12 protein-coding genes are annotated in these 12,468 nt (G+C 68.7%); 8 read left to right on the plus strand and 4 right to left on the minus strand.

Features of this window, described 5'->3' with window-relative positions:
* The first annotated feature begins 69 nt into the window (after positions 1–69).
* Positions 70–1,074, plus strand: a complete 1,005-nt coding sequence (locus NBY65_RS26475) for a C-terminal binding protein (RefSeq protein WP_150043201.1) — start codon at positions 70–72, stop codon at positions 1,072–1,074.
* A 4-nt stretch (positions 1,075–1,078) separates the two neighbouring features.
* Here the strand turns inward: NBY65_RS26475 and NBY65_RS26480 are convergent, their stop codons facing one another.
* Positions 1,079–1,654, minus strand: a complete 576-nt coding sequence (locus tag NBY65_RS26480; RefSeq protein WP_150043202.1) for a TetR/AcrR family transcriptional regulator — start codon at positions 1,652–1,654, stop codon at positions 1,079–1,081.
* Between the two features lie 116 nt (positions 1,655–1,770).
* Between NBY65_RS26480 and NBY65_RS26485 the strand changes: the two genes are divergently transcribed.
* Positions 1,771–2,907, plus strand: coding sequence for an HlyD family secretion protein (locus tag NBY65_RS26485; RefSeq protein WP_150043203.1), 1,137 nt, complete (start codon positions 1,771–1,773; stop codon positions 2,905–2,907).
* Positions 2,904–4,463, plus strand: coding sequence for a DHA2 family efflux MFS transporter permease subunit (locus NBY65_RS26490; protein ID WP_150043204.1), 1,560 nt, complete (start codon positions 2,904–2,906; stop codon positions 4,461–4,463). The genes NBY65_RS26485 and NBY65_RS26490 overlap by 4 nt, the downstream gene beginning before the upstream one ends.
* On the opposite strand, the gene NBY65_RS26495 is transcribed toward NBY65_RS26490, so the two are convergent.
* Together NBY65_RS26495 and NBY65_RS26500 are read right to left on the minus strand one after the other, a co-directional pair.
* Positions 4,360–5,016 carry a GNAT family N-acetyltransferase gene (locus NBY65_RS26495; RefSeq protein WP_150043205.1) on the minus strand — a complete coding sequence of 219 codons (657 nt, stop codon included), beginning with the start codon at positions 5,014–5,016 and terminating at the stop codon, positions 4,360–4,362. The genes NBY65_RS26490 and NBY65_RS26495 overlap by 104 nt on opposite strands.
* Positions 5,013–5,594: a helix-turn-helix domain-containing protein gene (locus NBY65_RS26500; RefSeq protein ID WP_150043206.1), complete on the minus strand. Its 582-nt coding sequence runs from the start codon at positions 5,592–5,594 to the stop codon at positions 5,013–5,015. The genes NBY65_RS26495 and NBY65_RS26500 overlap by 4 nt, the downstream gene beginning before the upstream one ends.
* A gap of 150 nt (positions 5,595–5,744) precedes the next feature.
* On the opposite strand from NBY65_RS26500, the gene NBY65_RS26505 reads away from it, so the two are divergent.
* The 5 genes from NBY65_RS26505 (at position 5,745) to NBY65_RS26525 (ending at position 11,419) form a co-directional block, all read left to right on the plus strand.
* Positions 5,745–6,554, plus strand: a complete 810-nt coding sequence (locus tag NBY65_RS26505; protein ID WP_162530751.1) for a dienelactone hydrolase family protein — start codon at positions 5,745–5,747, stop codon at positions 6,552–6,554.
* Positions 6,555–6,723: 169 nt separating this feature from the next.
* Positions 6,724–8,514, plus strand: a complete 1,791-nt coding sequence (locus NBY65_RS26510) for an IlvD/Edd family dehydratase (protein ID WP_150043208.1) — start codon at positions 6,724–6,726, stop codon at positions 8,512–8,514.
* Positions 8,515–8,530: 16 nt separating this feature from the next.
* Complete coding sequence (locus NBY65_RS26515; RefSeq protein ID WP_456313038.1) at positions 8,531–9,286, plus strand: SDR family oxidoreductase; 756 nt, start codon at positions 8,531–8,533, stop codon at positions 9,284–9,286.
* 19 nt (positions 9,287–9,305) lie between these two features.
* Positions 9,306–10,151, plus strand: coding sequence for a fumarylacetoacetate hydrolase family protein (locus tag NBY65_RS26520; protein WP_150043209.1), 846 nt, complete (start codon positions 9,306–9,308; stop codon positions 10,149–10,151).
* Positions 10,152–10,363: 212 nt separating this feature from the next.
* Positions 10,364–11,419, plus strand: a complete 1,056-nt coding sequence (locus NBY65_RS26525; protein WP_150043210.1) for an alkene reductase — start codon at positions 10,364–10,366, stop codon at positions 11,417–11,419.
* A gap of 166 nt (positions 11,420–11,585) precedes the next feature.
* Here the strand turns inward: NBY65_RS26525 and NBY65_RS26530 are convergent, their stop codons facing one another.
* Entirely contained in the window at positions 11,586–12,362 is a 777-nt protein-coding gene (locus tag NBY65_RS26530) for an HpcH/HpaI aldolase family protein (RefSeq protein WP_150042972.1), read from the minus strand.
* Positions 12,363–12,468: the final 106 nt, after the last annotated feature.

A 12,468-nucleotide genomic window follows, 5' to 3' on the forward strand; every position in this document is an offset into this window, starting at 1 on the left:
GGCCGGTCTGCGCCGGCAGTTGGTCTTTCTGGGCGAGACCCAACCGAAGCACAATACGGTGGAGGTACGATGACGACGGTCCTGTATCCCGAGGCGCTGTACTCGGATGACGCGCTGGAGCGTGACGTGTTCGGCCCCGGGGTGCGCGTGCTGATGCGCGACGTCGGCGTGATCGCGGAGCTGAATGAAGCGGATTGCGCCGCGGCGGAGGGGCTGATGATCATGCGCCAATGGGTCACCGCGCAGGATCTCGCCCGGTTCCCCCGGCTGCGGGCGGTGGTGCGCATGGGGGTCGGCTATGACCGCATCGACCGGGCGGCGGCGGCGGCGCGGGGGATCCTGGTCTGCAACGTGCCCGATTACGGCACGGCGGAGGTGGCCGATCACGCGCTTGCCCTGATGCTGGGGCTGCGCCGCGGCCTGTTCCTGCACCACGACGCCCAGCGCGCCGCCTCCCCCGCGTCCTGGAAGGTGATCGAGACGCCACTGGTGCGGCGGATCGAGACGCTCGGCCTCGGGATCGTCGGGCTCGGGCGCATCGGCACCGCGGTGGCGCTGCGGGCCAGGGCCTTCGGCTTCCGCGTGACCTTCTACGATCCCTACCGGCCGGACGGCACCGAACGCGCGCTCGGCATCGCCCGCGCGCGGACGCTGGAGGAATTGCTCCCTGGTGCCGACGTGCTGAGCCTGCACGCGCCGCTGACACCGGAGACGCGGGGGATGCTCGGCCTCGACGAACTGCGCCTGCTGCCGGAAGGGGCCGTGGTGATCAACACCGCCCGCGGGCCGCTGATGGACCTCGCTGCGCTGGAAGTGCTGCTGCGCGAGGGGCGCATCGCCGGCGCGGGGCTCGACGTGCTGCCGGAGGAACCACCGGGTGACCCCCTGCCCGACCTGCTGCGCGCCTACCGCGCCCGCGAGGCGTGGCTGGCCGGGCGGCTGGTGGTGACGCCGCATTCGGCCTTCCATTCCCCCGAAGCCTGGGAGGACATCCGCCGCAAATCGGCGGAGACCATGGCGGCAGCGCTGCTGACCGACCAGCCGAGGAACGTCATCCCGCCGGAAAGCTGGTAGCGGATCAGCCCTCCGCGTCGAGCCTCTGCCGGGTCGCCGCGAGGATGCGGTCGGACAGCGCCGGATCGTCCACCGCGCGGGCCAGCACCAGCGCGCCCACAAGGCTCGCCATGGTGGCCAGCGCGGCATCCTCGCGGGCGGCCTTGGACGGGCCGGGCTGCAGGGGCGCGAGCCGGGCCGCCATGCGGCGCACCCCGGCGGTGAAGGCTTCACGCACCGGCGCCCCCTGACGGGCGGCCTCGCCGCCGAGGGCGGCCAATGCGCAGCCGCTGCCCGGCGCGTCCCGGTGCCGCTGGGAAAGGTAGCGCTGCACGATCTTTTTCAGATCGGCGGGGTGTTCCTCCCCGCTGAACAACGAGGCCCATGCCTCCCCGCTCAGCGTGAACGCGCGGGCCACCGCCTCCGCCGCCAGTTGCTCCTTCGAGCCGAACTGGCTGTAGACGCTGCCATGCGTCAGGCCCGCCGCCTCGGTCAGCGCATCCACCCCGATCCCGCTGAATCCCCGTTCACGGAACAGCCGCGCCGCCGCGACCAGGATCCGTTCCCGATTCTCCGCCGCCTGTTCCCGGCTTACCCGCATCCCGTCCTCCCGCGTCCGTGCGTTGCCTGTTTCTTGACAGGTTTTGATGACGTACGCAATCTTAAGGCAATGATGGCGACCATCATCAAAACGCCATTCCCCGGAGGGAAAGACCGATGCAAGCCGTTCAAACGTTCTCGCGTGCCGGCGGCCTGCCGCTTTCCCGGCAATCGCTCCGGCGCGCGGCGACGGCGCTGCTGGCGCTCGGGCTGCTCGGCGGCGGGGGCGGCTATGGCTGGCACTGGTGGCAGGTCGGGCGCTTCATCCGCAGCACCGACGACGCCTATCTGCAGGCCGATGCCGCCATCATCAGCCCCCGGGTCGAGGGCTATGTCCGCCACGTCGCCATCACCGACAACCAGCAGGTCCGGGCCGGCGACGTGCTGTTCGTCCTCGATGACCGCGACTACCGGGCCCGGCGCGACCAGGCCCGCGCGGCCGCCGCCGCCGCCACCGCGGCGATCGGGCATCTGGATGCCGAGATGCGCCAGCAGCGCAGCATGATCGCCCAGGCCGAGGCCGCCATCGGCAGCGCCGTTGCCGAACGCGACCGCGCCCGGCTGGATCAGGCACGCTACCGCGCCCTCGCCCGCGATCAGGCAGCCAGCCGGCAGGCGGCCGAGCGCGCCGAGGCCGACCTGCTGAAGGCCGAGGCGGCCCTGATCCGCGCCCAGGCCGCCGCCGGCAGCGAGCGCGACCGGATGCCGGTGCTCGCCACCGCACGCGCCCAGGCCGAGGCACAACGCGAGGGCGCGGCCGCAGCGTTGCGGCTGGCCGAGATCAATCTCGAGGACACGGTGATCCGTGCCCCCAATGACGGCGTCGTCGGCAATCGTGCTGCCCAGCTCGGCCAGTTCGTGAAGCCGGGCAGCCAGTTGGTGACACTGGTGCCGCTGCAGTCGCTCTACGTCACCGCCAATTTCAAGGAAACCCAGCTCGAGCACATGCGGCCCGGCCAGCCGGCCCGCATCGCCGTCGATGCCTTCCCCGCGCACGACCTGCGCGGCAGCGTGGAAAGTTTCGCGCCGGGCACGGGGGCGCAGTTCAGCCTGCTGCCGCCGGAGAACGCCACCGGCAACTTCACCAAGATCGTGCAGCGCGTGCCGGTGCGCATCCGCCTGGACGGGGCGCCCGCCGATCTGGCGGGGCGCATTCGCCCGGGCCTCTCGGTCGTGGTCGCGGTCGATACCGGCACTGCAGCCATTGCCACCGCCGGCGCATTTCCGCAGGCTCGGGCTGGAGAGTTGCGATGACGCCACCTGCTCCGCCCATGTCGGAACGGGCGAAGTTCGTCGGCTTCCTGATCATGGCGCTGGGCATGTTCATGGCGCTGCTGGACGTGCAGATCGTCGCGTCCTCGCTCGGCGAGATCCAGGCGGGTCTGGCCGCGAGCCCGGACGAGATCTCGTGGATCCAGACCGCCTACCTGATCGCCGAGGTGGTGATGATCCCGCTCTCCGGCTGGCTGGCGCGGGTGTTCTCCACGCGGTGGGTGTTCACCGCCTCGGCGATCGGCTTCACCCTGACCAGCATCGGCTGCGGCTTCGCCTGGAGTATCGGCTCGATGGTGGCGTTCCGCGCCGTGCAGGGCTTCGTCGGCGGCGCCATGATCCCGCTGGCCTTCGCCACCGGCTACACGCTGTTCACCGGCCCCAAGGCTGTGCTGATTCCGGCCATCCTTGGCGGCTGCGCCAATCTTGCGCCGACGCTCGGCCCCAGCATCGGCGGCTGGATCACCCAGGCCTGGTCCTGGCACTGGCTGTTCTTCCTCAATGTGTTGCCCGGACTGGTGATCGCCATCGGCGTGCCCCTGCTGATCCGCTTCGACCGGCCGGATTTCGGCTTGCTGAAGGGCTTCGACGCGCTGTCGATCCCCTTCGTCGCCGCGGCGCTCGGCGGGCTGGAATATGTGCTGGAAGAAGGCGTGCGCGACGACTGGTTCGACGATGACCTGATCTGCCTGTTCGCCATCGTCTCCGCCCTGTCCTTCGTGGTGGTGATCTGGCGCAGCCTGACGCACCGCAATCCGGTGCTGGACCTGCGCGCGCTGCGCAACCGTAATTTCGCGCTCGGCTGCGTGCTGTCCTTCATCCTGGGCTTCGGCATCTTCGGCTCGGTCTACCTGCTGCCGTTGTTCCTGGCGCGGGTACGCGGCTATGACAGTTTGCAGATCGGCCAGGCGGTGTTCGTGACCGGGATCTTCCAGTTGCTCTCGACCGCCATCGTCGCGCCGTTGTCGCGCCGGGTCGATCCGCGCCGGCTGCTGGTGGTCGGCTTCGCGCTGTTCGGCATCGGGCTATGGATGACAGGGCAGATGACCAGCCAATGGAGCGGTGCGGAACTGCTGTGGCCGCAGGCGGTGCGAGGCTTCGCCTCGATGTTCGTGATCGTGCCGATCACCGTGCTGGCGCTGGGGAACCTGCCACCGGCACGGCTGAAGATGGCAAGCGGGCTCTACAATTTGATGCGCAACCTGGGCGGCGCGGTCGGCATCGCGGTGATCGGCATCCTGCTGCAGAACCGCGAGCGGCTGCACGCCGCCCGCCTCGCCGATCATGCCATCGCCGCCAATGCGGCGATGGGTGGCGTGCTGGACCGGCTGGCAAGCCGCTTCGATGCCGTCATGGGCGATGCCGACCGGGCGCAGCTTGCCGCGCTCGGCATGCTGCAACGGCTCGCACGACGGGAGGCGCTGACCCTGACTTTCAACGACATCCTGCTGGTGATGGCGGCGTTGTTCTTCCTGGCGCTGCTGCTGATTCCGCTGCTGCGGCGGCCCGGTGCGGCAGCCCCGGTGTCCGATCACTGAAGCGGTGCGCGCCCAGTTCCTTGCAGAAGATCGTGGTCTCGGCGAGGCTTCCATCGGGCTTGAAGGCGTGGTTGGGGACCCGGCCGATCTCGGTCCAGCCGCAACTGCGGTAAAGCCTGTCACCGGCACTGCCGGTTTCGGTATCCAGCAGCAGCAGCGTCCGCCCGGCCGCGCACGCCGCCTGCTCCGCCGCGGTGAGCAGGCGACGGCCCAGCCCCTGCCGACGTGCCGCGGAATGCACCAGCATCTTGCCGATCTCGGCGCGATGCGGCGCATTGGGCTGGTGCGCGAAGCTCAGCACGACGGTTCCCAGCAGCCGCGCGCCGGCCTCCGCGACCAGCAGGCATTTCGTGCCATCGGCCAGTCCGGGCAACTGGCCGCGCCAGAATTCCCGTGCCTGCGGCTGCGGGAAACCGGCCATGAAATTGACCGAGGCCCCATGCGCCACGGCATCGACCAGGATGTCGGCCAGTTCGTCGAGCCGCGTCTCGGCTTGGGCGGCATCGAGGGCGCGGATGATCGTGGCAACGGATGGCACGGTGATCGCGGTCATGGCCGCATGGCTCCATGGCTGATGACGACCGCGTAGCGAACGGGGCGCCCGGTCGGGTTGTGGAACAGGATCGGCCGGTCGAAGCGCGTCAGCAGGCAATCCCCCGTCTCCAGCCGGAACACCTCCTCGCCGAGCCGCAGTTCCAGCGTGCCGTCAAGCACCCAGACATGCTGGTCGGTGCCGGCGAGGCGCTGGGTGTCGAAAGCGACGCTGCCACCGGGCGGGAACTCGACCTCGACGATGTCGACCGGCGAGCCGGTGCCGGGGGGTGAGACCTGGCGGCGCAGGTACTGGCTGGCGGGATCGCGCCAGGTCGGCTGCTCACGCCGCCGCAGCAGCGGGCTGGCCGGCGTTTCGGTCGCGGCGAACAGGGTGGACAGCGTGATGCCGAGGCCACCGCAGATCTTGCCCAGAAGCTGCGCGGTGGGGCTCGATTCCCCCCGCTCGATGCGCGAGAGCATGGCCCGGCTGACATCGGCCAGATGCGCAAGGCCATCCAGAGTCAGGTTCTTCTCGGTCCGCAGGCCGCGGATGCGGGCCCCGATCCGGGCATCGATGTCGGTTTCGGGCAGGCTCATATGATCATCATATATTCCATTATATTGGAATCAAGGCCACGCTGGACCGTATCAGACGGTTATCCTACCCTGCTGAATCTCACCTTACGGGCGAGGACTCCAATGTTCCGCTCATGCCGCACACCTGCCGCTGATCCGGCCCGGACGCCCATGCGCGACGTGGCCGTCCTCATGGCCTGCCTGCTGCTGGGCGGTGGTGCCCAGGCAGCGGCGCTGGTCCCTGTCACCGATGAAATCCCGGTGGTGACGGTCCCTGGCGCCCGCCCCTCACCGCGCCCGTTGCCGGTCCGGCTGGTGCTCCCGCCGGGCCCCGGGCCGCATCCCGTGGTTATCCTGCTGCATGGCTGCAGCGGTGTCGGGACCAACCAGGCCTTCTGGACGAAGCGGCTGGTTTCGTGGGGCTACGGCGCACTCGTGCTGGACAGCCTGACGCCGCGCGGCATCCGCAGCGTGTGCGCGCATGCCGACCAGCCTTTGGTCACGCGCCAGGATCGCGCCGGCGATGTCATCGCGGCGGTGCGCTGGCTGCAGACGGCGCGTGGCGTGGACGGGGCCCGCATAGGCGTGCTGGGCAACTCGCACGGTGGTGCCACCGCCGCGACGGTGGCCAATCGCCATTTCCAGGCCGAGGCGAATGGCCTGATCAAGGCCGTCGTGGATTATTACGGCGCCTGCCGCGAGCCGGCCGGGCATGGCACGATTCCGCTGCTCGCCCTGGCCGGCGAGGACGATAGCTGGAGCCGTCCCGCTGCCGCCTGCCGGCGCTTCGCCCAGGAGGTGGGCAGCGCCGAGGACATCACCGTGCGGACCTATCCGGGGGTCGTGCATGGTTTCGACAATCCGCGCCTGGCCGAGCGTCGCTGGTCAGAGGGACATCCGATGCAATATGCCCCCGAAGCCGCGGAGGCGAGCTTCGCGGATGTCCACGCCTTCCTGAACCGCACCATCGGGCGACGCTAGGCTTCCGGCGGCGCCGGATCGTTTCGAATCATACAAGCGGACTCAACGGCTTTTCCGTCGTCACGTGCCAATTTCCCCCCGTTGACACGCGCTTGCGGCCACGCCCACCCTGCCCTGCCCCACGCCGGGATCATGAAACCCGGCGGGTCCTGCGGAGAGGAAACGAAGCATGGCCAATGAAAACAGCGGATCCCACCGCCTGCGCAGCCGGCGGTGGTTCGACAACCCGCAAGATCCCGGCATGACGGCGCTGTATGTCGAGCGCTACCTGAATTTCGGCCTGACGCGCGAGGAGATCCAGGGCGGCAAGCCGATCATCGGCATCGCCCAGACCGGATCGGACATCGCCCCCTGCAACCGCCACCATCTCGATCTCGCCACGCGCGTGCGCGAAGGGATCCGCGATGCCGGCGGCATCCCCCTGGAATTCCCGATCCATCCGATCCAGGAAACCGGCAAGCGGCCGACCGCGGCGCTGGATCGCAACCTTGCGTATCTGAGCCTTGTTGAAGTGTTGCACGGCTATCCGATCGATGGCGTGGTGCTGACGACGGGATGCGACAAGACCACGCCGGCCTGCCTGATGGGGGCGGCGACGGTGAACATCCCCGCGATCGTGCTGTCCGGCGGGCCGATGCTCGACGGGTGGTGGCACGGCCGGCTGTCCGGCTCCGGCACGATCGTCTGGGAAGCCCGCAAGCTGCATGCCGAAGGCAAGATCGACTACGAGCAGTTCATGGAGATGGTGGCGTCCTCGGCGCCGTCGGTCGGGCATTGCAACACCATGGGCACCGCGAGTTCGATGAACGCGCTGGCCGAGGCGCTGGGCATGTCCCTGCCCGGCTGCGCCGCGATCCCGGCGCCGTACCGCGAACGTGGGCAGATGGCCCATGCGACCGGGCGGCGCATCGTCGAGATGGTGCACGCCAATCTGCGTCCCTCCGACATCATGACCCGCGCCGCCTTCGAGAACGCCGTGGTCGCCGCCGCGGCGCTGGGGGCGAGTTCCAACTGCCCGATCCACATGATCGCGATCGCGCGTCACATGGGCGTGGCGCATGACCTGGATGACTGGCAGCGCCTGGGGCCGGAGATTCCGCTGCTGGTGGACATGCAGCCGGCCGGCCGTTTCCTCGGCGAAGCCTTCTTCCGCGCCGGCGGCGTGCCCGCAGTGCTGAAGGAATTGCTGCGCGCCGGCCGGCTGAATGGCGATGTCATGACCGTCACCGGCCGCACGCTCGCCGCCAACCTGGAAAGCGTGCCCGATGGCGACCGCGAGGTGATCCGCGCCTACGAGCAGCCGCTGAAGGAAAACGCCGGCTATGTCGTGCTGGGCGGCAACCTGTTCGACAACGCGGTGATCAAGACCAGCGTCATCGACCAGGAATTCCGCGACCGCTTCCTTTCCAACCCGGCGCACCCGAACGTGTTCGAAGGCAAGGCAATCGTGTTCGAAGGGCCGGAGGACTACCACGCACGCATCGAGGACCCGGATCTCGGCGTCGAGGACCAATCGGTGCTGGTGATCCGCAATTGCGGCCCGGTCGGCTATCCCGGCAGTGCCGAGGTGGTGAACATGCAGCCACCGGCTGCCATGCTCCGGCGCGGCATCAGCGCCCTGCCCACCCTGGGCGACGGGCGGCAGAGCGGCACTTCCGGCTCGCCCTCGATCCTGAACGTCTCCCCCGAAGCGGCGGTGGGCGGCGGGCTGGCTTTGCTGAAGACGGGTGACCGGATCCGCATCGACCTCAATACGCGCCGGGTGGACGTGCTGCTTCCCGAATCGGAACTGGCGGCACGGCGCCAGGCCTGGACGCCGCCAAAGCTGGATCACAAGACGCCGTGGGAGGAGATTTATCGCGGCATGGTCGGTCCGCTCGGCACCGGCGGCTGCCTGGAGCCGGCGACGCTCTATCTGAACGTGCTGGAGACACGCGGGGAAAGCCGCAACAACCACTGACATGTGGAAGGGGATCATGACCATGCCGGGACAACTGGTGGGCAAGCGGGCGTTCGTGACGGCGGCGGCGCAGGGGATCGGGCGGGCCACCGCCCTCGCCTTCGCCGAGGCGGGGGCCGAGGTGATCGCGACCGATATCAACGAGGCCCGGCTCGCCGGGATCGCCTCGGAGCGGGTGCGCACGGCGAAGCTGGACGTGCTGGACCGGGCTGCCGTGCTGGCGGCGGCAGAGGCGGCCGGGCCGGTCGATATCCTGTTCAATTGCGCCGGCTTCGTGCACCAGGGCAATATCCTGGAAGCGACCGAGGAAGAGTTCACCTTCGCCTTCGACCTCAATGTCCGTTCGATGATGCGCACGATCCAGGCCTTCCTGCCGTCCATGCTCGAACGTCGCGGCGGCGTGATCCTGAATGTTGCCTCGGTGGCGAGCAGCGTGAAGGGGCTGCCGAACCGGGCGATCTACGGCACCAGCAAGGCGGCAGTGATCGGGCTGACCAAGTCGGTGGCGACCGATTTCGTGCGCCAGGGCGTTCGTTGCAACGCGATCTGCCCGGGCACGGTTGAAAGCCCGAGCCTGCAGGACCGCATCGCCGCCAACGCGGAGGCCGCCGGCGGGCTGGAGGCCGCCCGTGCCGCCTTCGTCGCGCGGCAGGCGATGGGGCGACTCGGACGGCCGGAGGAGATTGCGGCCCTGGCCGTCTATCTCGCCAGTGACGCGGCGGAGTTCATTACCGGCCAGGCCGTCCTGATCGACGGCGGAATATCACTGTGAAGGAAGGAACAGCACCACCATGAAGCTGCTGCGCTGGGGCCCGCCGGGAGCCGAGAAGCCCGGGCTGATGGACGATGCCGGCCAGGTGCGTGACCTGTCGGATTTCGTCACCGATATCGACGGGCACGCCCTGTCGCTGGAGGGGCTGGCCAAGTTGTCGGCGATGGACATGCACACCCTGCCGATCCTGCACGGCCAGCACCGCATCGGCCCCTGCATCGCCCGCCCCCTGAACTTCATCTGCATCGGGCTGAACTACGCCGACCACGCCGCCGAGACCGGGGCGGCGATTCCCAAGGAGCCGATCGTCTTCCTCAAGTCGCTCGGCGCCTTCACCGGTCCGTACGACGAGGTGAAGATCCCGCGCGGCTCGAAGAAGACCGACTGGGAAGTGGAACTCGGCGTGGTGATCGGCACCAAAGCCAGCTACGTGCCCGAGCACGAGGCGATGAACCACGTCGCCGGCTATTGCATCGTCAACGACATCAGCGAGCGCGAATTCCAGGCCGAGCGCGGCGGCACCTGGGACAAGGGCAAGGGCTGCGATACCTTCGGGCCGGTTGGGCCGTGGATGGTGACCAAGGACGAGATCCCCGATCCGCAGAACCTGGACATGTGGCTGGAGGTGGACGGCCAGCGCATGCAGACCGGCAATACCCGGACCATGATCTTCAACGTCTCCCAGCTCGTTTCCTATGTCAGCCATTTCATCACGTTGCATCCGGGCGATATCATCTCGACCGGCACCCCGCCCGGGGTGGGCATGGGCATGAAGCCGGAGCCGGTGTTCCTGAAGCCGGGCCAGACGATGCGCCTGGGCATCCAGGGGCTGGGCGAGCAGAAGCAGACAACGGTACCGGCCTGAGCCACGCCGTCCGGGCACCACGCCCGGTGGCCCGGCGAGGACAAGTCACCCAGGGGGCAGGTCATGGCAGGGCCTGCCCCTTCGCCTGTACGTCCGCGCCGTGCCCGCGATTCAAGCCAGGTCCGGAGCATTCCAGCCTTGTGTGGGATCGGTCTCCTGCGGCATTGAGACATCGCCATATCGCATCGCAGCGACAACCACAGGACGAAACCATGCCCGGTTTGTTCGACCCTTTGCAGCTCGGCGACCTGTACTTGCCCAATCGCATCGTCATGGCGCCGCTGACCCGCTGTCGCGCCCCCGGGCGGGTGCCGAATGCGCTGATGCGTGACTACTACGTGCAGCGCTCCACTGCCGGGTTGATCCTGACCGAGGCGACCTCGGTGACGCCGCAAGGGGTCGGCTACCCGGACACCCCGGGCATCTGGTCCGATGAGCAGGTCAAGGCCTGGTCGGAGATCACCCGCGCGGTGCATGCCGCCACGGGACGCATCGTTCTGCAGTTGTGGCATGTCGGACGCATCTCGGATCCGTCCTATCTCGACGGCGCACTGCCGGTGGCGCCGAGCGCGATCGCGGCAAAGGGCCATGTCAGCCTGCTGCGGCCGCAGCGCCCCTTCGTGACGCCGCGCGCGCTGGAAACCGAGGAAATCGCCGAGGTGGTGGCGCAGTTCCAGCGCGGGGCAGCCAATGCCCTGGCCGCCGGCTTCGACGGAGTAGAGATCCACGCGGCGAACGGCTACCTGATCGACCAGTTCCTGCAGGACAGCACCAACCGGCGCACCGACGCCTATGGCGGCCCGATCGAGAACCGGGCCCGGCTGCTGCTGGAAATCGCCGATGCCTGCATCGAAGTCTGGGGCGCCGGGCGCGTCGGCGTGCACCTGGCACCGCGGGCGGACAGCCACGACATGGGCGATTCCGACCGCGCGGCGACCTTCGGTTATGTCGCCCGCGAGCTTGGAGAACGCGAGATCGCCTTCATCTGCGCGCGGGAGTCGCTCGGTGACAACCGACTCGGCCCGCAGCTCAAGGCGGCGTTCGGCGGCGCCTGGATCGCCAACGAGGGCTTCACGCGGGAAAGCGCCGAACAGGTGATCGACACCGGCGAAGCCGATGCCGTGGCCTTCGGCAAGGCCTTCATCGCCAATCCGGATCTGGTGCAGCGCCTCGCCAAGGGGACCGCGCTCAATGCCCCGGACCCCTCGACCTTCTACGGTGGCGACACGAAGGGCTACACCGATTATCCGGAACTGGCCGCCGCCTGAGCCTGATGGCGGGGCTTCGCCCCGCACCTGACCAGGAGGCTTTGCCTCCTGGACCTCCACCAAGGGCTTCGCCCTTGGATCCCATTCTTTGCCGCGCAGCGCTATGGGGGTGCAGGGGCCTTGTGGCCCCTGCCGGGTCGAGGGCAGAGCCCTCGCCTTCCTTTTCTTACACGAGGCCTTCCGCGTCCTTGCGCACCTGCGCCACCGCGGTTCGTGCCGCCAGCGCCATCAGCCCGCTGTCGTTAAGGATGGTGGTCAGCCTGAATCCCATCCGGATGGCACGGGCGGCGTAGGCGGCGCTGCCGCAATGGATGCCGCAGGCGATGCCGCGCCGGGATGCCTCGCGGAGGAGCTTCTCGTAGATCGCCAGGATGTCCGGCTCCTCGCGATCGAGCTTGGGCACCAGCCCAAACGAGAATCCGAGGTCGGACGGGCCGACATAGACCGCGGCGATGCCCGGCACATCGAGGATGGCTTCCATGTTCTCGACCGCCTCGCGGGTCTCGATCATGGGGATGCACAGCGTCTCGTCATTGGCGATCGCCTGGTAGTCGCTTGCCGTGCCGTAGCCGACCATGCGGATCGGCCCGTTGGAACGGGTGCCGCGCGGCGGATATTTGCAGGCCTGGACGAAGGCTTCGGCCTCGCGGGCGGTGTTGACCATCGGGCAGATCACGCCCCAGGCGCCGCCATCGAGCACCTTGCCGATGATGCCCGGCTCGTTCCAGGGCACGCGCACCATGGGGGTGACGGGAGCGGCGGACATCGCCTGGAAACACTGCACCATCGACAGGTAGTCCTGCACGCCGTGCTGCAGGTCGACGGTCACGGCATCGAAGCCGCATCCGGCCATGACCTCGGCGGAAAAACCGGATGGAATGGCGAGCCAGCCATTCACGGCGGCCTTGCCCGATGCCCAGATCTGCTTCAGTCGATTGGCCATGATCCGCGTTCCCCCTCGCGTCGGTTGCAGCGAGGCTAGGGCGCGGGAAAGGCCGGGTCAATTCGCTCCTCGGGCGCAACCGCGCGAGCCGTTCGGGGCAGGCTGA

The organism is Rhodovastum atsumiense (assembly GCF_937425535.1).
Taxonomy (GTDB): Bacteria; Pseudomonadota; Alphaproteobacteria; order Acetobacterales; family Acetobacteraceae; genus Rhodovastum; species Rhodovastum atsumiense.